The following is a 20,998-nucleotide window of genomic DNA, read 5'->3' as shown; positions in this document are numbered from 1 at the left end:
CGGTACCGTACGCGCGTGACCATGACTGCTGTGGAACCTCCCGAGCATGTGCGCTCGACCTTCGGGTTGCGCGAGGAAGCGCCGGTTCCGCTGGGGAACTGGGACGGTGGCTGGCGGCTCGGGGATGTGGTGCTGAGCCCGGTGACCGATCACGCGCGGGCGGCCTGGTCGGCCAAGGTGCGGGAGACGCTCAAGGTCGACGGGTTGCGGTTGGCGCGGCCGGTGCGGGCGACCGATGGGCGGTATGTCGTCTCGGGGTGGCGCGCGGACACGTATCTCGAAGGGATTCCGGAGCCGCGCCACGATGAGGTGGTGTCGCTGTCGCTGCGATTACACCAGGTGACCGCGCGGCTGGAACGGCCCCGATTCCTGGCCGCGCAGCCGGTGGCCCCGTGGGTGGATGTGGACGTCTTCGCCGCCGCGGATCGCGCTGCGTGGGAAGCGGTTCCGCTGCGCACCCTCAAGATGGGCGGCATGCTGCCCGCGACCTCACCCGACGGCGACCGCAGCCTGACGCTGATCACCCAGCTGTCCACCCTGCGCAAGCCGATCACCACCCCCGCGCAGCTGGTGCACGGCGATTTGTTCGGAACCGTCCTGTTCTCCGGCAATTTCGCGCCCGGCCTCACCGACCTCACCCCGTATTGGCGACCCGCGCCATGGGCCGCCGCGGTGATCGTGGTGGACGCCCTGTCCTGGGGCGGCGCCGACGACGGTCTGCTGGAACGCTGGAGCGAGCTACCGGAGTGGCCGCAAATGCTGGTGCGCGCGGTCATGTTCCGCCTCGCGGTGCATGCCCTGCACCCCCGCTCGACCCCGGAAGCCTTCCCGGGCCTGTCCCGCACCGCGGACATGATCCGCCTGATGTTGTAGCTCGGTCTCGAAGCCAAAGGGCCGCACCGGGCGACGAATCCGGTGCGGCCCTTTGGGGTTTCAGGGGTTTACCCCTGAGAGCTCCCGAGAGTTGGGTCTCACACGTTGGCGTGGGCCAGCGAGGGCACCCGGCCGACGGCGAAGGAAGATCGCAGGTAGAACCACCAGCAGAGTGCGCCCATGGCGAGGTACGCCACCACGTAACCCCAGAACGCGGGATTCATGCTGTGGTAGTGGGTGTTCGACAGCCGCAGCGCCTGCTGCAGGATCCAGCCGCCCGCCGCGCCGATCGCGCCGATGACACCGATGGCTGCACCCGCCTGCCGCTTGGCGGAGACGAGCGCCGCGTTGATGTCCTGTCCGGTCTCCGAGGCGTGCCGCCGCGCTTCCGCGGTGAAGATCATCGGAATCATCCGATAGGTCGACCCGTTGCCGATGCCGCTGAACACGAACAGCAGCAGGAACGAGGCCAGGTACAGCGGAAAACTCTTGGCGGACAACGACGCCACGATGAGCGCGGTCGCGATCGCCATGCCGCCGAACACGTACAGCGTGATCTTCGCACCGCTGAACTTGTCGGCGATCCACCCGCCGAACGGTCGGCTCATGGACCCGACGAGCGCCCCGAGGAAGGCCAGATTGCCCAGCGTGCCCATCCAACCGATCTTGGCCAGGCTCGGGAAGTTGGCCTTGAGCAGCGTCGGGAAGGCGAAGGAGAAGCCGATGAAGGAGCCGAAGGTGCCGATGTAGAGGACGGCCATCACCCAGGTGTGGCGGTTGGCCAGCGCCCGCTTGTAGGACGTGCCATCGGATTTCGCGCCGGACAGCGAGTCCATGTAGCGCAGCGCGCCGAACAGGGCGATGAGGATGAACGGAATCCACACCAGCACGGCGAGGGTGATGCCGAAGCGGTAGCCGCCCGGGTTCTTGGCGAAGATGTGGGTGCCCAGGGTGATGAGCAGCGGCACGAACAACTGGGTCTGTGCCACACCGAGATTGCCGCCCGCGGCATTGATGCCCAGCGCCGCGCCCTTCTTGCCCTCGGGGAAGAAGAAGTTGATATTGGCCATCGAGGAGGAGAAGTTGCCGCCGCCGACACCGGCGAGCGCCGCCAGCACCATGAACACCCACATGGGCGTGCCCGGGTGATTGATGAAGTACGCGAGGCCCAGCGTCGGCACCAGCAGCATGGCCGCGCTGAAGGCGGTGAACGCGCGCCCGCCGAAGCGCGGGATGGCGAAGGTGTAGGGCACGCGCAGGGCCGCGCCGACCAGGGTGGGGGTGGAGGTGAGCAGCAGGGCGTTGTTCACCGCGTCGGGGTTCTTCGCGCCGAGGAAGGCGAATCCGGCCGAGCCCATGGCGGTCACGATGCTGGCCCAGATGACCCAGATGCTGAATCCGAGGTTCTCCGCGAATACCGAGAAGATCAGATTCTTCCGAGCGGTTTGTTTACCCCCGTTTTCCCAGAATTCATTGTTATCGGGTTCCCACCGGTCGATCCACCGTCCGCGTCTCTGATAGGTGAAGGCGGTGTCGGGTGCCTCTACTACGGTTGCCATGAGCAGCTGTCCTCTCGGCTGTCGCGACCGCCCTCATCGTTCGGCTCCCGTTCCAGGGGAGCCGTTTGCGGTCGCGATCAACCGTAGGAACCGAGTTTTACGCCCGAGTGTTTTTCCGTGACGGAGACGGTAATTCGGGCTCACTTTTCGATGTGCCGCGCGGTGACCTTTCGGTTACTCGCTTTTCGTATCAAGTGACCGATATTCGGCCATGAGCGAGTCGAGGAAGCAGTTCGCGGTGCGGGCCGCGCGTTCCGGATCGCCGTCGATCACCGCCTGGACCAACTCGGCGTGCTCATCGTGGTAGGTCGCGCCGTCCTGTTCGGAGCGGAAGCGGATCCCGGCCGCGATGACCGGCAGCAGCGAGTCGTAGAACTCCAGGTATACCGCATTGTGGCTGGCGACGACGATCGCGCGGTGGATTTGCACATCGGCCTCGATGGCGGCGTCGAAGTCGGTGTCCCAGAACCGGGTTCGGTCCGCGATCAGTCGCTGCAGGGTCGCTATGTCGGAGTCGTTGCGGCGGATGGCGGCCAGGCGGGCCGCGGTGGTGTCGAGGGCCTGGCGTAGTTCGAGCAGGTCACGCTGGTGGGCGTCGGCGAAGTACTCCGACAGGGTGCCGCCCAGGCTGGAGGTGCTGATCACGTAGGTGCCCGAGCCCTGTCTGCGCTCGAGCATGCCCGCGTGGACGAGCGCCTGTACGGCCTCGCGCACGGTATTCCGGCCGGTGCCGGTGAGTTCGGTGAGTTCGGGCTCGGTGGGGATGCGCGAGCCGACGGCCCAACGGCCGGAACGGATTTCGGCACGAAGCTGCTCTGTCACCTGGGCGATGAGGCTCGTGCGCCGGACTGGTTGCACGGGTGACAGCGTACCCTGCCTCACATTCGTTGCATCACATCATCGGGTCATCCTATGATTTCGTGGTGACTGCGACGATCGATGAGACATTCGCCCCGGAGAGGGGCCTGACCGATAACCCGACGACAACGACCGGCATCCGCCCCACCGCCCCGGTCCACCCCGAACTCTCCAAGCGCGCCCTGTTCGAGGGCCGCCTGCTCGTCCTCGTCGCCATCGTCTTCTCCGCTCTCACCCTCCGCGTCGCCGTCACCGCCTTCACCCCGCTCGCCAGCCGAATAGGGCACGACATCGGCTATTCCACCGCGGTGGTGGGCGTGTTCGGCATGCTGCCGACCGCCATGTTCGCCCTCGGCGGGCTGCTGACCCCGGTCCTGTCCCGCCGCCTCGGCCTGGAGCTGACCGCGCTGGTGGCCATGCTCATGACCGCCGTCGGCTCGGCGATCCGCGCGATCGTGCCCGATACCTGGGAGCTGCTGGCCTTCTCGGCGCTGGCGCTGGCCGGTATGGGCGTCGGCAATATCGTCATCCCGCCCTTGGTGAAGCGGTACTTCTCGGATCGCCTCGCGCTGTTGAGCTCCGTTTACATCGTGATGGTGCAGCTGGGCACGGTCGTGCCCGCCATGATCACGGTGCCGGTCGCCGACGCCCACGGCTGGCGGCTCTCGCTCGGCATGTGGGCGGCGCTGTCGCTGGCCGCCGCGCTGCCGTGGATCGGTGTGCTGCGGGTGCGCCGCCAGCACGCGCTGGCCGACACCACCGAAATGCCTTCGGAGCCGGTCGAATCCACCGGCAAGGTGTGGCGCTCGCCGCTGGCCTGGGGCATGGCCTTCATGTTCGGCATGACCTCGCTCATCACCTATTCGCTGTTCACCTGGATGCCGACGATCTTCGGCGACGCCGGTGCCAGTGCGTCTTTCGGCGGCAGCATGGTCGGCATCTTCGCGCTGATCGGCCTGGTGGCCGCGCTGGGCGCGCCGATTGTGGTGGGGCGCATGGACAATCCGTTCCCGGTGATCATCGGCTGCGCGGTGTTCTTCTTCATCGGTTTCGCCGGGCTGCTGTTCGCGCCGATGGCCGCGCCGCTGGTGTGGGTGCTGGCCCTGGGGCTGGGCCCCTCGACCTTCCCGATGGCCCTGACGCTGATCAATCTGCGCACCCGCACCGGTGCCGGATCGGCCGCGCTGTCCGGCTTCACCCAGGGCGTCGGCTATTCGGTGGCGTGCGTGGGCCCGCTGCTGTTCGGCGCGCTGCACACGCTGACCGGCGGGTGGGTGGCTCCCTTCGGCTTCCTCGTGGTCGCGGTGATCGTCCTGATGGTCGGCGGCTGGATGGCCTGCAAGCCGAACATGCTCGAGGACACCTGGAATTAGCTCGAGGACGTCTGGGATTAGTTCGGCGAGAATTTCACCGTTCGAGTTGCCGGGTCGTGAGGTTGGGTCCATGCTGTGTGGCAAGACTCTCACCTCACGACCCGGATTCGTGTTTCGTGGGCGTTTTCGATCGTTGGAAATCGTTGTGTCACACGGACGAAACATTCGCGCAGTTCTCACGCCGGGTGGTCTGATTTCGTGAGCAACCGTTGATTTAACGGCAATTCCGCGCAGCATCGTCGCAATACCGGTTTCCTACCTTGGGGTCCATCCAGATTTCAGGAGGGCCTCTTGTTGAAGACGCTGACCCGCAAGCGCGACATCGAGCATTGGGATGCCGAGGATGTCGAGGCGTGGGAAGCCGGTGGTAAGGACATCGCGCGCCGCAATCTGATCTGGTCGGTCTTCGCCGAGCACATCGGGTTCTCGGTGTGGTCGATCTGGTCGGTCATGGTGCTGTTCATGCCGCAGAACGTCTTCCACATCGACGCGGCCGGGAAGTTCTTCCTGGGCGCGGTACCGACCCTGGTCGGCGGCATCGCGCGGATTCCCTACACCGTGCTGACCGCGAAGTTCGGCGGCCGCAACTGGACGATCGTGAGCGCGCTGCTGCTGCTCGTCCCCACGCTGCTGACGCTGTACTTCATCAACCAGCCGGGCACCTCCTACACGACGTTCCTGATCGTGGCGGCCTTCGCGGGCCTGGGCGGCGGCAACTTCTCCTCGTCGATGTCCAACATCAACGTCTTCTACCCGCAGCGGCTCAAGGGCTGGGCGCTGGGCATCAACGCGGGCGGCGGCAATATCGGCGTGCCGGTGGTGCAGCTGATCGGGCTGGCGGTCATCGCCACCCTCGGCAACGCCTACGGCAATGCCTCGGTGGTGTGCGCGGTCTACCTGGTGCTGATCGCGATCGCGGCCATCGGCGCGGCGCTGTACATGGACAATGTCCGCAACCAGAAGGCCGACCTGTCCTACATGATCAAGGCGCTGAAGGTGCCGCAGTCGTGGGCGATCGCGTTCCTCTACATCGGCACGTTCGGTTCGTTCATCGGCTACAGCTTCGCGTTCGGCCAGGTCCTGCAGATCACCTTCAAGGCCGGTGGCGAGAGCGTTCCCGCCGCCACCCTGCACGCCGCGCAGATCGCCTTCATCGGCCCGCTGCTGGGTTCGCTGGCCCGCCCGTACGGCGGCAAGTGGGCCGATCGCCTCGGCGGCAGCAAGGTCACGCTCTACACCTTCGCGGCCATGACCGCGGCGGCCGTGCTGGTCGCGGTGTCGTCGACGATGGGCGATCACGCCGGGTACCCGAAGGGCGGCGTGCTGGTGGCCATGATCGTCGGGTTCACCGCGCTGTTCGTCATCTCCGGCATCGGCAACGGTGCGGTCACCAAGATCATCCCTTCCGTGTTCGAGGCCAAATCACGTGGCCTGGAAGGTGATTCGAAAGACAGGGCGGCCTGGGCGCGCAATACCTCGGGTGCCCTGATCGGTTTCGTCGGCGCGATCGGCGCGCTCGGCGGGGTCGGGATCAACCTGGTGCTGCGGTCCTCCTACGCCTCCACCAAGTCCGCGACCACGGCTTTCTGGGTCTTCATGGCCTTCTACGTGCTCTGCGCGGCCGTCTGCTGGGCGGTGTTCCTGCGCCGCCCGAGCGCGCACTCGGCGACCACCGACGGCACCGACGCCGACGAGGCATTCGTCATCGTCGAAGCCGAGGCCTTGGTGCTGCGGGCCGAGAGCGAAAGCCTGAATTCCGCGGACGTCTCGTCGGCGCGAGCCTGACTCGATCACTGTGAAAGGGACCGTCATGACCCACAGCATCGAACGCAAGACCGTCGTCGTGATCGGCCACGGCATGGTCGGCCACCGCTTCGTCGAGGCCCTGCGCTCCCGCGACGAGGCCGGAACCTGGCAGGTCGTCGTGCTCAGCGAGGAGAAGCTGGCCGCCTACGACCGCGTCGGCCTGTCCTCCTACGTCGGCCTCTGGGAGGCGTCGGCGCTGGCGCTGCCCGGCAACGACTACGAGGGCGACACCCTCGTCGACGTCCGCCTGGGCGTGAAGGCCGACGCCATCGACAAGACCGCCCGCAAGGTCACCACCTCCACCGGTGAGGTGATCGGTTACGACGCACTGGTTTTGGCGACCGGCTCGTACGCGTTCGTGCCGCCGGTGCCCGGTCACGACGCCGAGGGCTGCTTCGTCTACCGCACCCTCGGGGACCTGGACGGTATTCGCGCCGCGGCCGAGGCGGCCGGTCCGGGCGCGGTCGGCATCGTGGTCGGCGGCGGTCTGCTGGGTCTGGAGGCGGCCAACGCGCTGCGCCTGCTGGGCATGACCCCGCACGTGGTCGAGTTCAACAAGTGGCTGATGCCCGCCCAGGTCGACGAGGGCGGCGGCGCGATCCTGGAGAAGCTGGTCACCGAGCTGGGCCTGGCCGTGCACACCGGTGTCGGCACCTCGGCCATCGAAACCGTCGAGGGCGCACCGCTTTCCGAGAAGCTCAAGGTCAGCCTTTCCGACGGCACCGAAATCCGTTCCGCCCTGGTGATTTTCGCCGCCGGTGTGCGACCTCGCGACGAAATCGCCCGCGGCGCCGGGCTCGACGTCGGCGAGCGCGGCGGTGTCCTGACTGATCTGGGCCTGCGGACCTCGGACCCGAACATTTACGCGATCGGCGAGGTCGCCGCGATCGAGGGCGTCTGCTACGGCCTGGTCGCCCCCGGCTACAGCACCGCCGAGGTGGTCGCGGACCGGCTGCTGGGCGGCGCGGGCGAATTCCCGGGCGCGGACCTGTCGACCAAGCTGAAGCTGCTCGGCGTGGACGTGGCGTCCTTCGGTGACGCGCACGGCCGCACCGAGGGCGCGCTGTCGGTGGTGCTGCACGACGCCGCCAAGGGCACCTACGCCAAACTCGTTGTCTCCGATGACGCCCAGACCCTGCTGGGCGGCATCCTGGTCGGCGACGCCACCCAGTACTCGGCGCTGCGTCCGCTGGTCGGCCGCCCGCTGCCCGCCGATCCGGCCGCGCTGATCTCCCCGGCCGGTGCGGAACTGGGCGCGGACGCGCTGCCCGACGACGCGCAGATCTGCTCCTGCAACAACGTCTCCAAGGGTTCCATCTGCGGCGCGATCGCCGACGGTGCCTGCGACGTGCCCGCCATCAAGAGCTGCACCAACGCCGGAACCTCTTGCGGCGGTTGCGTTCCCATGCTCAAGAAGCTGCTCGAGCAGTCGGGTGTGGAGGTCTCCAAGTCGCTGTGCGAGCACTTCACGCAGTCGCGCGCCGAGCTGTTCCACATCGTGCAGTCGACCGGCATCCGCACCTTCTCGGGTCTGATCGCCAAGTACGGCAAGGGTTCCGGCTGCGATATCTGCAAGCCGACCGTGGCCTCCATCCTGGCCTCCACCTCGAGCGACCACATTCTCGACGGCGAGCAGGCCGCGCTGCAGGACACCAACGATCACTTCCTGGCGAACCTGCAGAAGAACGGCACCTACTCGGTGGTCCCGCGCATGCCCGGCGGCGAGGTGACCGCCGAGCAGCTCATCACCATCGGCGAGGTGGCCAAGGAGTTCGGCCTGTACGTGAAGGTCACCGGCGGTCAGCGCATCGACCTGTTCGGCGCGCGCGTCGAGCAACTGCCGCTGATCTGGAAGCGCCTGGTGGACGCGGGCATGGAATCCGGTCACGCCTACGGCAAGTCGCTGCGCACGGTGAAGTCCTGCGTCGGTTCCACCTGGTGCCGCTACGGCCAGCAGGATTCGGTGGGCATGGCCGTCCTGCTCGAGAAGCGTTACCGCGGTCTACGGTCCCCGCACAAGCTGAAGCTGGCGGTCTCCGGATGCGCCCGCGAGTGCGCCGAGGCGCGCGGCAAGGACGTCGGCGTGATCGCCACCGAGCACGGCTGGAACCTGTACGTGGGCGGCAATGGTGGTCTGTCGCCGAAGCACGCGGTGCTGCTGGCCGGTGACCTCGACGACGAGACCCTGATCAAGTACATCGACCGCTACCTGATGTTCTACATCCGCACCGCGGACCGCCTGCAGCGCACCGCGCCCTGGCAGGAGGCCCTCGAGGGCGGCATCGACTACCTCAAGCAGGTCGTCTGCGAGGACAGCCTGGGCATTGCCGCCGACCTGGAGGCCGCCATGGCCAAGCACGTCGAGGGCTACAAGGACGAGTGGGCCGCGGTGCTCGAGGACGAGGGCAAGCTCTCGCGCTTCGTGTCCTTCGTGAACGCCCCCGACCAGGCCGATCCGACCATCGGATTCGACGACAGCGGTGAGCGCAAGGTGCCGGTGCTGCTCGGCATTCCGGACATTCCCGTGGGCGCTCCCCAGGTCGTCCCGGTGGGTGCCCAGGTCACAGAAGCCGCCACGCACGGGAAATGACTGCTTAACCGCTTGGAAACAGGGCGCCGGTACCAATAGGTAAGGCGTTCGGAGGAGAGTTACCGATGACCGTGATCGACACACCCGGCACCGCAGTCACCACCACTGGTTGGACGCAAGCCTGCCGACTGGACTATCTGATTCCCGGCCGCGGCGTGGCGGTGCTGTTGAAGGGCGGCCGCCAGGCGGCCCTGTTCCTCACCGAGGGCGCGACCCTCTTCGCCGTCGGCAATATCGATCCGTTCGGCCGGGCGGCGGTCATGTCGCGCGGCATCGTGGGTGACCGCGGTGGCGTGCCGGTGGTGGCGTCGCCGCTGCTCAAGCAGGCGTTCTCGCTCATCGACGGCCACTGCCTCGACGACGACTCGATCTCGCTGCCGGTCTACGCGGTCCGCGTCGTGGACGGTGTGGTCTCGGTGTCCAACGATCCCGTGCAGTTCGTCGGTGGTACCGCATGACCGAGGTCGACGGCGGTACGCCGCTCGCTGGATTCACGGTCGGCATCACCGCCGCCCGCCGCGCCGATGAGCTCGGCACCCTGCTCGCCCGCCGGGGCGCGAATGTGGTTTCCGCCCCGGCCATTCGCATCATTCCGCTGGCCGACGACACCGAGCTGGAGCGCGTGACGCGCCAGCTGGTCGCCGACCCGCCGCAGATCACGGTGGCCACCACCGGAATCGGCTTCCGCGGCTGGATGGAGGCCGCGGAGGGCTGGGGCTTGGCCGAGCAGCTGCGCTCCACGCTGGCCTCGGTCCGCCTGCTGGCCCGCGGGCCCAAGGCCAAGGGCGCGATCCGCGCGGCGGAGCTGCGTGAAGAGTGGTCTCCCGCTTCGGAATCCAGTGCCGAGGTGCTGGATCATCTGCTGGCCCAAGGGGTCGAGGGCGTGCGTATCGCGGTGCAGCTGCACGGCGCGACCACCGAGTGGGAGCCGGTGCCGGACTTCTGCGAGGTGCTGCGCATGGCCGGGGCCGACGTGGTCCCGGTCCCGGTCTACCGGTGGATTCCGCCGGACGACCGCACCCCCATGGATCGCCTCATCGAGGGCATCGTCACCGCCGGACTGGACTGCGTGACCTTCACCAGCGCACCGGCCGTGGCCTCACTTCTCATGCGCGCCAAGGAAACCGGGCTGCTCGAGGCGGTGCTGCACGCCTTCCGCACCCGTGTGCTGCCCGCCTGCGTCGGCCCGATCACCGCGGCCCCGCTCGAGGAGCTCGGCGTCACCACGTCCATGCCCGGCCGCGCCCGCCTGGGCGCGCTGGCCCGCCACGTCGCCGAGGAACTGCCGCGGCGCGCCAATCGGATTCAGGCGGCCGGTCACGTGCTCAGCGTCCGCGGCGGTTGCGTCGTCGTCGACGGCCAGGTCCGCCAATTGGCCCCCGCTCCCATGGCTTTGATGCGCTCGCTGGCCCGCCAGCCCGGCCGCGTCGTCTCCCGCGAGGACCTCCTGGCGGCCCTCCCCGGCGGTGGCGACGACACCCACGCCGTCGAAACCGCCATCGCCCGCCTGCGCGCGGGCCTGGGCACCCCCAAGGCCATCCAGACCGTCGTCAAACGCGGCTACCGCCTGGCCCTGGACCCCGCCGAATGCATCGACAACCCCCACCCGGAACCGGCCCCCTTTGCGCGCCAAGGCTTTCCGCCCCACTCCCAGGGCCTGGGCGTGCGCCGTGAGGTCCCGGCCCCCCGCGTCGCCCCGAGCCGCCCGCAACCCGAGGTCCCGCCCAGCGCGGCCCGCCGCCCGGCCACCCCGCCCAATGGCGCGCCTCGCCCCTCGGGGCTTCCGGCTCAGCCGATGAGCGCGCGCCCGGTTCCGCCGATGCCGGGCGCGGCTCGTCCGGTCCCGGTCACTCCGGCGAATCCGCTGCGGCCCACCGGTGCTCCGCTCAGCGCGGTCCGTCCGGCGCGGGGTGCGTGGTGAGCGCGGCCGCTCTGGTTCTGGTGGCGCATGGCACCAGGAGTGCGCGGGGTGTGGAGATGATCGCTGAACTGGCGGGGGCCGTGCGGCGGGAGTTGAACGCGGCGGCGTTCGCGTGCGCCGCCGGGGGACAGACAGGTGCCGGTGCCGATTTCGGGGCCGCATCGGCATCGTTGCGTGAGTTGGCGGTCGCGGTGGACAGCGGCACGGCCGTGGTGGCCGCGCCGCGGGTGCGGACCGCGTTCGTGGATGTGCTGGGGCCGTCCCCGGCCGAGGTGTTGCGGGATCTGGATTCGGTTCCCGCCGTGGTGGTTCCGGCGTTCCTGGCGTCGGGATACCACGTGTATCAGGACGTGCCGCGAGAGGTGGCCGCGAGTGCGCACGATGCGGTCGCGGTCACCCAGGCCATGGGTCCGGACCCGGCGCTGGCCGAGGTCATGGCGCTGCGGTTGCGCGCCGCGGGCTGGCGGCCGGGTGACGCGGTGGTGTTCGCCGCCGCGGGCTCCTCGGATTCGCGTGCGCGCCAGGATGTTCAGCGTGCCGCGAACCTGCTCTCCGACCGCATCGGCACCCCCGCCCATCTGGCCTATATCGCGACCGGCGAGCCCAGGGTGCCGGAGGTCGTCGCGGCGGTGCGCGCCTCGGGCGCGCGCCGGGTCTTCATCGCCTCGTACCTGCTCGCGCACGGCCTGTTCCATCAGCGCCTGCACGAGGCCGGTGCGGACGGGGTGGCCGAGCCGATCGGCGTGCACCCGTCCGTGGTGCGATTGCTGATCGATCGCTATTACACCGCCATCGAGAGTCTGAGCACCGTTCGCGTCGCCTGATTAGGGGATCGATAGGGGATCGCGGGGCGTAATCGCGGATTGCGCCCCTTGACCGGAATCGCCGAATTCCCGTGCCGCTTGGCAATTTTCGTATTCGCGTGGCAACCTTTACCGCGATTCGGTCAAGACTCGGAGGATTCCACGTGAAGAAGTTTGTCGTCGCCGCACTGATCGCCGGTGGTGTCGCGGGCCCCATGGCCACCGCGGCCGCCGACTTCCCGACCATGCTCGACCCCTGGCAGGCCTGCATCCAGTCGGGTCAGACGGTCGAGCAGTGCCAGGCGCTGGTGAACAACACCCAGCCGACCGACACGGGTGCGGGCTTCGGCTACACGGGTTCGGCCGCCTCGCACTCCTGAGCACGGCACCGCCCTCTCGAGGCCGCTACGCGCGCCTGAATTAAACAATTCAATTTCAGATTTCGGGCCGACGCGAATTCGCGTCGGCCCGAGTCGTATCCGCCCGCCACGCGGCAATAGCCATCCAGTAGCTATTTGCTCTTCGGGGTCTGCAGCGCCGGAAACCAGATGTCGGTCAGCACATTCGCGGCCTCCTCGGCGGAGACGTCGATGGTGCCCTGCATGGCCCACCGCGTGAAGAACCGTTCCAGCTGCGCCACCAGCAGCTCTATCCGCAGTCGCGCTTCCTCCTGCCGATCCGCGGGCCAACGCGACAGGTACGAGCTCATGACATTGGGCAGCGCCATGATGCCTTCCCGTGCCACCTCGCGGAATTCGGGTTCGAGGGTGGTGGCCTCGTCCCACGCGGGGAGCAGGTCCTTGTGCTCCTGGAACCAGTCGATCGCCCGCCGCATCCAGGCGGCGAACTCCTCGCGCGAGCCGGTGTCGAGCACGTGGTCGAGGTCCTCGTAGAAGTGCTGGACGCTGGGCAGCGTGCCCTGTTCGGCTATGGCGCGCAAGACATCCGGCTTCCCGGTGAAGTGCAGATAGAACGTGGCGCGGCTGCAGCCGACCGCCGCGGCGATGTCGTCGACGCGGACCGGCGCGTAGCCCTGGGTGGTGAACAGGGTGGTGGCGGCCTCGATGAGCCGATTGCGGGTCTGCCGCTTCTGTTCGTCGCGCAGTGAGGTGCGGCGGGTCGCTTCGGGTTGGTCTACGTCGGATCGGGTCACGCCTGAATAATAGACGCAAGTCGACTCACTAGACACTCTGTCTAGTGAGTGTTAGCGTGTGTGGCACGTCACGTCCGGCAGGGCACTCGACCCGTCGCCGAACCAGGAGAGTGAATTGGCTGCGCTATCTGCCCAGAATCGTGAATTGCCCCGGGTCGCCATCATTGGTGCGGGCCCGTCCGGCATCACCGCCGCGAAACGGCTCGCCGAGTATGGCATTCCCTTCGACTGCTTCGAGGCCTCCGACGAGGTGGGCGGCAACTGGTACTACCGGAACCCGAACGGTATGTCGGCCTGCTATCAGAGCCTGCACATCGACACCTCGAAGTTCCGGCTCCAGTTCGAGGACTTTCCCGCGCCCGAGGAGTGGCCGGACTTCCCGCACCACACGCAGCTGCACCAGTACTTCAAGGATTACGTCGACCACTTCGGCCTGCGCGATCGAATCCTGTTGAACCACAAGGTGATCTCGGCCGAGCGCGACGCCGATGGCCTGTGGGTGATCAGTACCGACCAGGGCACCACGCAGACCTACGACGCCCTGCTGGTGTGCAACGGCCACCACTGGGATCCCCGCATGCCCGACTACCCGGGCGAGTTCAATGGCGTGCTCATGCATTCGCACGCCTACAACGACCCGTTCGACCCGATCGATATGCGGGGCAAGCGCATTGTCGTTGTGGGCATGGGCAATTCGGGCCTGGACATCGCGACCGAACTGTCGCAGCGCTTCATCGCCTCCAAGTTCTTCCTCTCCGCCCGCCGCGGCGTGTGGGTGCTGCCGAAGTACGTCAACGGCCAGGTCGGTGACAAGCGGTCCATGCCCGCGTGGATTCCGCCCAAGCTGGGGCTCAAGCTCAAGCAGCGGTTCGTGGTGAAAAACCGTGGCCACATGGAGGATTACGGCCTGCCCAAGCCCGACCACCTGCCCTTCGAGGCGCATCCCTCGGCCAGTGAGGAGTTCCTGCACCGGGCGGGCTGCGGTGACATCACCTTCAAGCCCGCCATCACCAAACTCGACGGTGACAAGGTGCATTTCGCCGACGGCAGCATCGAGGCCGTGGATGTGGTGTTGTGCGCCACCGGCTATCACATCTCCTTCCCGTTCTTCTCCGACCCGGAGCTGCTGCCCGACGAGCGCAACCGGTTCCCGCTGTATCGGCAGATGGTGAAGCCGGGCGTGGACAATCTGTTCTTCCTGGGTTTGGCCCAGCCGCTGCCGACGCTGGTGAATTTCGCCGAGCAGCAGTCGAAGCTGGTGGCCGCGTACCTGACCGGCAACTACCGGCTGCCGTCGGAAACCGAGATGGTCGAGACCATCCGGGAGGCGGAACAGCGGCGCAGCGGCCGCTACTACGACTCGCCGCGGCACACCATTCAGATCGAATTCGAGCCGTACGTGCGCGATCTCCACAAGGAGCTGGCCCGGGGCGCGAAGCGCGCCGAGGCGCACGGGTTCGCACTGCCGGTGCGGCCGCGCGCGGCGGCCAAGGTCTGAGGGGAGAGCAGATGAGCAACGTCGCTGGTTTCTGCTCTGACGAATTCGCTTCCGTCCGTGCGGCTTTCACCGAGCAGGTGGAGTCGGGTACGGAGTTGGGAGCGTCGGTCTGCGTGACCGTGGACGGCGAGCCGGTGGTCGATCTCTGGGGCGGCCACGCCGATCCCGAGCGGACCCGGCCCTGGACCGAAGACACCCTGGTGAACACCTTCTCCATCACCAAGACCATGGTCGCCCTGAGCGCCCTGCTGCTGGTCGATCGCGGTGAGCTGGACGTCCATCAGAAGGTGTCCCACTACTGGCCCGAGTTCGCCGCCAACGGCAAGGCGGATATCGAAGTGCGGCACGTGCTTTCGCACACCTCGGGCGTCTCCAGCTGGGAGGCCCCGATCGTGCTCTCGGACATCTACGACACCGAGGCCGCCGAGAACCGCCTGGCGACACAGGCTCCGTGGTGGGAGCCGGGCACCGCGTCGGCCTATCACGCGCTGAACTACGGCCACCTGATCGGCGGTGTGATCCGCCGGATCACCGGCCGCTCACTGGGCAGCTTCTTCACCGAGGAACTGGCCCGGCCCCTCGGCGCGGACTTCCACATCGGTACCGCCCCTGCGGATTTCGCTCGCATCGCCGATCTCGTGCCGCCCGAGCTGCCCGAGTTCGACCAGTCCCTGCTGCCGCGCGACAGCATCATGTTCAAGACCCTGTTCCAGCCGCTGCTGGACTTCGCCGAATGCGGCACCCCCGCCTGGCGGCAGGCGGAATTGGGCGGCATGGGCGGGCACGGCAATGCCCGATCGATCGCCCGCCTCCAGTCCTTGATCAGCACCGGCGGCGAGCTCGACGGCCGGAAGTTCCTGTCGGACAAGACCATCGAGCTCATCTTCGAGCAGCAGTCCGACAGCGTGGACCTGGCCCTCATGGTGCCGCTGCGCTTCGGCATCGGCTACGGCCTACCGCAGGCCCAGACCGCCCCGCACGTGCCGGACGGCAGGGTGTGCTGGTGGGCCGGTATCGGCGGTTCGATGGTCGTCAACGACCTGGACCACCGGGTCACCTTCGCCTACGCCATGAACCGCATGGAGCCGGGCCTGATCGGCTCCCCGCGCGCCGACGCCTACCTGAAGGCCACCTTCGACGCGGTCCGGGGGCGCGCATGACCTCGCACATCCCAGAAAGTGGTACGGCAGCACCAAACGTTTGCGGTTCGCGCCCGCGCCACCGTGCCCCTGCGGCAAGCTGCGAAGGCACGCGCATCGACACCCGAGGACTCGACTCATGACCAATGCCATTGATCTCCAGGCGCTCGCCGCGCAGGTCGCCGGGACGCTGACCGGCCCGGGCGGGCCGTTCGAGATAACGGTCGAGCACGTGCTGGGCGCACCGCTGCCGGTGTTCAAGAACCGCCACGCGAATCTGCTGGAACTCCTCGAAGCCTCCCGCGAGCTGGGTGATCGCGACTACCTGGTGTCCGAGCGCACTCGCTACACCTTCGCCGAGCACTACGCCGCCGCGGGCGCGTTGGCCGCGGCCCTCGCCCAGAAATACGGCGTCGGCAAGGGCGACCGGGTCGGCATCCTGGCCGCCAACAATCCGGAATGGGTGCTCACCTTCTGGGCGGCGCAGCGGCTGGGCGCGATCCCGGTCGGCTACAACGCCTGGTGGGCCCCGCGCGAGATCGCCTACGGGCTCGAGCACACCGCGCCGAAAGTCGTTGTCGCAGACGCCAAGCGCGCCGCGCTGGCCGCCGAGACCGGCACCGACATCCCGGTGCTCACCATGGCGGACGACCTGCCCGCGCTGATCGCGGAGTTCGCGGGCGGCCACCCGTCCGCCGAGCTGACCGAGGACGATCCGGCGATCATCCTCTACACCAGCGGCACCACCGGCCGCCCCAAGGGCGTCGTGCACACCCAGCGGAGCATGGTGGCCATCGCCGACTATCACCGCTTCATGGACGCGCTCTCCGCCGGTTTCCGGGGTCAGGCGTGGGACGGTTCCCCGGCGGGCCGCCGGTACCTGGCCACCATGCCGTTGTTCCACATCGCGAGCCTGCACAATCTGTCGATCCCGCGGCTCACCACCGGTGACGCGGTGGTGTTCCCGTCCTCGGGCGCGTTCGACGCCGAATCGCTGCTGCGGTTGGTCGAGACCGAGCGGGTCACCAACTGGGCGGCCGTGCCGACGCTGGCGAGTCGCATTCTGGGCGTGGACATTTCGCGGTTCGACCTGTCCTCGCTGACGGCATTCTCGCTGAACTCGGCCCCCGCGTCCCCGGCACTGGTGCAGCGCCTGCGTGAGCGCTTCCCGGTCGCCCTGCAGGGTCTGACGACCAGTTACGGCTGCACCGAGTCCGGCACCGCCGCGACCGTCGCCACCCCGCCGGAGCTGGCCGCCGACCACGAGACCGTGGGCCGCGCCGTCGTCGGCGTCTCGCTGGAGATCCGCGATCCCGACGGCAAGGTCGTGCCCGACGGCGAGGAGGGCGAGGTCTGCGTGCGCAGCCCCTACGTCATGCTCGGCTACTGGAACGACGAGGCCGCCACCAAGGCGGCCATCGACGAGAACCGGTGGCTGCGCACCGGCGATTTCGGCACCCTGCGCGAGGGCAAGCTCTACATCTCCGGCCGCCGCTCGGATCTGATTCTGCGCGGCGGCGAGAACGTCTACCCGCAGGAGATCGAGAACGTCCTGGACGAGCATCCGGCGGTGCGGGAGTCGGCCGTGATCGGCGTCCCGCACGAGGATCTCGGTCAGGAGGTGGCCGCCATTGTCGTTGTCGACCAACCGGATTCGGTGACCGAGGACGAGCTGCGCGATCACGTGGCCGGACAGCTGGCCTACTTCAAGGTGCCCGCCCGCTGGCTGGTCACCGCGGAACCCCTGCCGCGCAATGCCACCGGCAAGGTGCTGCGCCGCGCTATTTCACTGGGGGAGTGAATTCCTGTGTACGACACCATTATCAAGAACGGCCGCTGGTTCGACGGGACGGGCGCGCCCTCGGCCATCCGGCATCTCGGCATTCGCGACGGGCGGGTGGCGAGCGTCTCGGCCACACCGCTGGACGAAACCGGTTGCGCGCGAGTGATCGACGCGACCGGGCAGTGGGTGATGCCCGGCATGATCGACATTCACACCCACTACGACGTGGAGGTGCTGCTCGACCCGTCGCTGTCGGAGTCCTTGCGGCACGGCGTGACCACGCTGCTGCTGGGGTCCTGCTCGCTGTCCACCGTGCACGTGGACGGCTCGGACGCGGGTGACCTCTTCGGACGGGTGGAGGCGATTCCGCGCAAGCACGTGGTCTCCGCGATGGACGAGTTGAAGACCTGGAACAGCGCGCACAGCTATGTGCAGGCCCTCGAATCGCTGCCGCTGGGCCCGAATATCGCCGCCTTCATCGGCCATTCGGATATCCGCACGGCGCAGATGGGTTTGCAGCGCGCCACCGATCCCGAGGTCGCGCCGACCGAGGCGGAGCTCAGGGCCATGGAGCACAAGCTGCGCGAGGCCCTGGACGCGGGTTTCGTCGGCATGTCCTCGCAGCAGCTGCTGTTCGACAAGCTGGACGGCGAGGTATGCCGCTCGCGCACCCTGCCCTCGACGTACGCGACCACAAAGGAACGACGTCGGCTGAATCGCGTGCTGCGCGACCGCAAACGGGCATTGCAGGGTGGACCGGATGTGACGCGGCCGCAGAGCCTGGTGGCCATGGCGGTCAGCAGTCTGGGCATTCTGCGGCCGAATCTGAAGGTGAGCCTGCTCTCGGCGGCCGACATCAAGGCGAATCCCGTGGTGGTGAAGATCTTCCCGATCATCGGCAAGATCCTCAATGGGCTCGGCGGCGATTTCCGCTGGCAGCATCTGCCGGTGCCGTTCGAGGTGTACTCCGACGGCATCGACCTGCCGGTTTTCGAGGAATTCGGTTCGGGTGCAGCGGCTTTGCACCTGTCCAATCAGCTCGAGGAGCGGCGTGAGCTGTTCGCCGATCCGGAGTATCGGCGCTGGTTCCGCAAGGACTACGACAAGAAGTGGGGCACCCGGGTCTGGCACCGCGACTTCTTCGACGCCGAGATCACCGAATGCCCCGACCCGAGCGTGATCGGCAAGACCTTCGGACAGGTGGGGCTGGATCGCGGCGGCATTCACCCGGTGGACGCGTTCCTGGACCTGCTGGTCGAGCACGGGTCCGCGGTGCGGTGGCGGACCACCATCTCCAACCATCGCCCGGAGGTGCTGAACATGCTGGCCGCGGATCCCAGTGTGCAGCTGGGCTTCTCGGATGCGGGCGCGCACCTGCGGAACATGGCGTTCTACAACTTCGGGCTGCGGTTCCTCGAGCGCGTGTATCGGGCGCAGCAGGATGGGCGGCCGTTCATGACGGTCGAGCACGCCGTGCATCGCGTCACCGGAGAGCTGGCCGACTGGTACGACCTGGACGCCGGTCACCTGCGGGAGGGCGACCGGGCCGACGTGCTGATCATCGATCCGGCCCGGCTCGACGACAGCCTGGAGGCGTACGCGGAGAACCCGATTCCCGAGTTCGACAATCTGTCCCGCATGGTCAACCGCAATGACGACACCGTCACCGCTGTCCTGGTCAATGGCGAATACGTCTTCGGTCTCGGGGAGAAGGCGGCCATCCTGGGCAAGGAGCGGACGGGCGAGTTCCTGCGCGCCGGTCGCCACCACAGCCACGTCACCGAATTGAAGGGAATCCGATGAGCGCCAATCGATTCGACGGCCGCGTGGCGGTCGTCACCGGTGCTGCCTCCGGCATTGGCGCGGCCATTGCGGCGGCGCTGATCGCCGAGGGCGCGAAGGTGGTCGGCCTCGATATCGACGAGGCCGGACTCCAGAAGAAGGCCGCCGATCTCGGCGAGGCCTTCGTCCCGGTGGTCACCGACGTCACCGACGAGGCCCAGGTGGAGGCCGGAGTCGGCACGGCCGCAACGCGTTTCGGCCGCCTGGACGCCGCCTTCAACGCGGCCGGGGCCTCGCGCATCGGCGCGGTCACCGACCTGCTGGAGGCCGACTGGGATTTCACCATCGACCTGATCCAGAAGAGCGTGTTCCTGTGCACCAAACATGAAGCACGCCTGATGAAATCGACCGGCGGCGGCGCGATCGTCAATATCTCGTCGCTGGACGCCCGCGTCCCCATGCCCGGCGGCAGCCCGTACTCCACCGGCAAGGCGGGCGTGGTCATGTTCACCAAGAACGCCGCCCTGGAACTGGCCCAGCACCGCATCCGCGTGAACGCCATCCTCCCCGGCTTGGTCGACACCCCGCTGGTCGCCGCGATCATGGGCTACGACCCCGCGAAACAAATGTTCCTGGACCGCATTCCGATGGGCGCGGCCGCCACCCCAGAACAGATCGCCGCCCCCAGCCTCTTCCTAGCCTCCGACGACGCCTCCTACATCACCGGCATCGACATGGTGGTCGACGGCGGCTGGGAACTGTCCAACTTCCCCAACTTGGCGAAGCTCGCGGGCTGAGAGTTCTTCGCCAGCACCGCCATGGTCGGCGGGTTTCCGTGCTGGGCTCGCGCGGCGGTGCGGACCCGTTGTGGCGTCGTGCCGTACCAGCGCCGCACCACCCGCGTCAGCGCGGACTGTTCGCGCAGGCCGATGAGCGTCGTGATGCGGCTCATCGGCAGGTCCGTCTCGCACAGCAGCCGGTAGGTGGTGTCGCGGCGGGCGGCGTCGAGGAGGGCGGTGAATGTGGTTCCCTCCGCGGCCAAGGCGCGCTGCAGGGTGCGTTCGTGCATGGTGAGCATGCGGGCCACGGTCTCGATATCGGCCCTGGATTCCAGCAGCGCGCGATCGATGGCCAGGCGCACCCGGGCGCTCATGCCGCGGTCCGGTTCCGGGAAATTGCGTTCCAGATAGTCCATCGCGAGCGTGTGCAACATGGGATTGTGGCCGAGCACGGCGCGGTCGAGCAGGTCGGCCGGGAAGCGAAACACCGTGGTGGGCATGTCGAAACACACGTCGGCACCGAAGAATTCGGTGTAGCGGGAACTCGGTGCGCGCGCCGGGTGCGGCAGATGGACGGTGCGCAGCCCATACTCGCCCGCCGCGTGCAGCAGGTGCCGGTGAATGAGGCCCGCGGCATGGTCGAGGCCCTGGCTGAACGCGGAGACCTCGGCGATATCGCGATAGTTCAGCCCCAGGATCCCGGCGTGTCCGCAGGGATCGGGCACCAGGGCGACCGCTGCTCCGGCGTGCTGCACCGACAGGAATCGCGCGGCGCAGGCAATGCCGTCCCCGACGGTCGCGGCATTGGTGATGGCGACCGCCAGCAGGCCGAGCACCTCGATGCCCTGACGCCTCGCCAACCGCAGACCGAGATCGGGGCAATCCAGTTCGGCCGCCGCCACTTCCAGCGCCCAGCCCAGGGATTCCGCCGGTACGAGGGCATCGTCGCTGGCCACGGCCTCGGGGGAGAGGCCGAAGCGGCGCAGCATGCCCTCCCCGTCCCCACCCAGCTCGTCGACCAGTTCGCGATAGCCGCGCAGATTCGCGGCGCGCGCCATGATCGTCATCGGCCGGTCACCTC

At 67.9% G+C, this 20,998-nt stretch carries 16 protein-coding genes and 1 pseudogene; 13 read left to right on the top strand and 4 right to left on the bottom strand.

The window, feature by feature from the left end; all coding sequences use genetic code 11:
• The first annotated feature begins 21 nt into the window (after window positions 1–21).
• Window positions 22–873: a TIGR02569 family protein gene (locus tag VMT40_RS18045; protein ID WP_326360230.1), complete on the top strand. Its 852-nt coding sequence runs from the start codon at window positions 22–24 to the stop codon at window positions 871–873.
• 98 nt (window positions 874–971) lie between these two features.
• On the opposite strand, the gene VMT40_RS18040 is transcribed toward VMT40_RS18045, so the two are convergent.
• Window positions 972–2,432, bottom strand: a complete 1,461-nt coding sequence (locus VMT40_RS18040; protein WP_326359474.1) for a nitrate/nitrite transporter — start codon at window positions 2,430–2,432, stop codon at window positions 972–974.
• A gap of 174 nt (window positions 2,433–2,606) precedes the next feature.
• Entirely contained in the window at window positions 2,607–3,290 is a 684-nt protein-coding gene (locus VMT40_RS18035; protein WP_326359473.1) for a FadR/GntR family transcriptional regulator, read from the bottom strand.
• A gap of 197 nt (window positions 3,291–3,487) precedes the next feature.
• On the opposite strand from VMT40_RS18035, the gene VMT40_RS18030 reads away from it, so the two are divergent.
• The 7 genes and pseudogenes from VMT40_RS18030 (at window position 3,488) to VMT40_RS18000 (ending at window position 12,163) form a co-directional block, all read left to right on the top strand.
• On the top strand, window positions 3,488–4,663 hold the full coding sequence (locus VMT40_RS18030; RefSeq protein WP_442790023.1) for an MFS transporter: 1,176 nt from the start codon (window positions 3,488–3,490) through the stop codon (window positions 4,661–4,663).
• A 291-nt stretch (window positions 4,664–4,954) separates the two neighbouring features.
• The gene (locus tag VMT40_RS18025; RefSeq protein WP_326359472.1) at window positions 4,955–6,448 is read left to right on the top strand and encodes a nitrate/nitrite transporter; all 1,494 of its coding nucleotides are present in this window, start codon (window positions 4,955–4,957) and stop codon (window positions 6,446–6,448) included.
• Window positions 6,449–6,473: 25 nt separating this feature from the next.
• Window positions 6,474–9,059 (top strand): nitrite reductase large subunit NirB, encoded by a 2,586-nt coding sequence (nirB, locus tag VMT40_RS18020; protein WP_326359471.1) that lies wholly within the window; start codon window positions 6,474–6,476, stop codon window positions 9,057–9,059.
• Between the two features lie 65 nt (window positions 9,060–9,124).
• The gene (gene nirD, locus VMT40_RS18015; RefSeq protein ID WP_326359470.1) at window positions 9,125–9,517 is read left to right on the top strand and encodes a nitrite reductase small subunit NirD; all 393 of its coding nucleotides are present in this window, start codon (window positions 9,125–9,127) and stop codon (window positions 9,515–9,517) included.
• Window positions 9,514–10,659, top strand: a pseudogene (locus VMT40_RS18010) (uroporphyrinogen-III synthase); the annotation flags it as partial. The gene nirD and the pseudogene VMT40_RS18010, both read left to right, overlap by 4 nt.
• Before the next feature lie 317 nt (window positions 10,660–10,976).
• On the top strand, window positions 10,977–11,804 hold the full coding sequence (locus VMT40_RS18005) for a sirohydrochlorin chelatase (RefSeq protein WP_442789998.1): 828 nt from the start codon (window positions 10,977–10,979) through the stop codon (window positions 11,802–11,804).
• Window positions 11,805–11,947: 143 nt separating this feature from the next.
• Window positions 11,948–12,163: a hypothetical protein gene (locus VMT40_RS18000; protein ID WP_326359468.1), complete on the top strand. Its 216-nt coding sequence runs from the start codon at window positions 11,948–11,950 to the stop codon at window positions 12,161–12,163.
• Between the two features lie 131 nt (window positions 12,164–12,294).
• Here VMT40_RS18000 and VMT40_RS17995 read toward each other — a convergent pair whose 3' ends face one another.
• Window positions 12,295–12,936, bottom strand: coding sequence for a TetR/AcrR family transcriptional regulator (locus tag VMT40_RS17995; RefSeq protein ID WP_326359467.1), 642 nt, complete (start codon window positions 12,934–12,936; stop codon window positions 12,295–12,297).
• 115 nt (window positions 12,937–13,051) lie between these two features.
• Here VMT40_RS17995 and VMT40_RS17990 point away from each other — a divergent pair, with 115 nt between their 5' ends.
• The 5 genes from VMT40_RS17990 to VMT40_RS17970 all read left to right on the top strand — a co-directional run bounded on the left by VMT40_RS17990 (window position 13,052) and on the right by VMT40_RS17970 (window position 19,935).
• Complete coding sequence (locus VMT40_RS17990; protein WP_326359466.1) at window positions 13,052–14,434, top strand: flavin-containing monooxygenase; 1,383 nt, start codon at window positions 13,052–13,054, stop codon at window positions 14,432–14,434.
• 11 nt (window positions 14,435–14,445) lie between these two features.
• A complete protein-coding gene (locus VMT40_RS17985) occupies window positions 14,446–15,594 on the top strand; it encodes a serine hydrolase domain-containing protein (RefSeq protein WP_326359465.1) in 1,149 nt (382 codons plus the stop codon).
• 118 nt (window positions 15,595–15,712) lie between these two features.
• Entirely contained in the window at window positions 15,713–17,374 is a 1,662-nt protein-coding gene (locus VMT40_RS17980; RefSeq protein ID WP_326359464.1) for a class I adenylate-forming enzyme family protein, read from the top strand.
• Window positions 17,375–17,380: 6 nt separating this feature from the next.
• Window positions 17,381–19,159, top strand: coding sequence for an N-acyl-D-amino-acid deacylase family protein (locus VMT40_RS17975; RefSeq protein WP_326359463.1), 1,779 nt, complete (start codon window positions 17,381–17,383; stop codon window positions 19,157–19,159).
• Window positions 19,156–19,935 (top strand): SDR family NAD(P)-dependent oxidoreductase, encoded by a 780-nt coding sequence (locus tag VMT40_RS17970; RefSeq protein WP_326359462.1) that lies wholly within the window; start codon window positions 19,156–19,158, stop codon window positions 19,933–19,935. The genes VMT40_RS17975 and VMT40_RS17970 overlap by 4 nt, the downstream gene beginning before the upstream one ends.
• On the opposite strand, the gene VMT40_RS17965 is transcribed toward VMT40_RS17970, so the two are convergent.
• Complete coding sequence (locus tag VMT40_RS17965; protein WP_326359461.1) at window positions 19,854–20,984, bottom strand: AraC family transcriptional regulator; 1,131 nt, start codon at window positions 20,982–20,984, stop codon at window positions 19,854–19,856. The two genes, VMT40_RS17970 and VMT40_RS17965, sit on opposite strands and share 82 nt — an antisense overlap.
• Window positions 20,985–20,998 lie beyond the last annotated feature (14 nt).

It is taken from the genome of Nocardia sp. CDC160 (assembly GCF_035818795.1).
In the GTDB taxonomy this organism is placed as follows: Bacteria; Actinomycetota; Actinomycetes; order Mycobacteriales; family Mycobacteriaceae; genus Nocardia.
Note: the sequence above shows the minus strand (reverse complement) of the source record. Positions and strands in the feature narration are given on the sequence as shown.

Excerpts from the sequence above, each read along its gene's own strand:
- VMT40_RS17980 (WP_326359464.1), top strand. The coding sequence starts at position 15,713 with ATGACCAATGCCATTGATCTCCAGGCGCTCGCCGCGCAGGTCGCCGGG.
- VMT40_RS18040 (WP_326359474.1), bottom strand. The coding sequence starts at position 2,432 with ATGGCAACCGTAGTAGAGGCACCCGACACCGCCTTCACCTATCAGAGA.
- nirD (WP_326359470.1), top strand. The coding sequence starts at position 9,125 with ATGACCGTGATCGACACACCCGGCACCGCAGTCACCACCACTGGTTGG.
- VMT40_RS18045 (WP_326360230.1), top strand. The coding sequence starts at position 22 with ATGACTGCTGTGGAACCTCCCGAGCATGTGCGCTCGACCTTCGGGTTG.
- VMT40_RS17965 (WP_326359461.1), bottom strand. The coding sequence starts at position 20,984 with ATGACGATCATGGCGCGCGCCGCGAATCTGCGCGGCTATCGCGAACTG.
- VMT40_RS17985 (WP_326359465.1), top strand. The coding sequence starts at position 14,446 with ATGAGCAACGTCGCTGGTTTCTGCTCTGACGAATTCGCTTCCGTCCGT.
- VMT40_RS17970 (WP_326359462.1), top strand. The coding sequence starts at position 19,156 with ATGAGCGCCAATCGATTCGACGGCCGCGTGGCGGTCGTCACCGGTGCT.
- nirB (WP_326359471.1), top strand. The coding sequence starts at position 6,474 with ATGACCCACAGCATCGAACGCAAGACCGTCGTCGTGATCGGCCACGGC.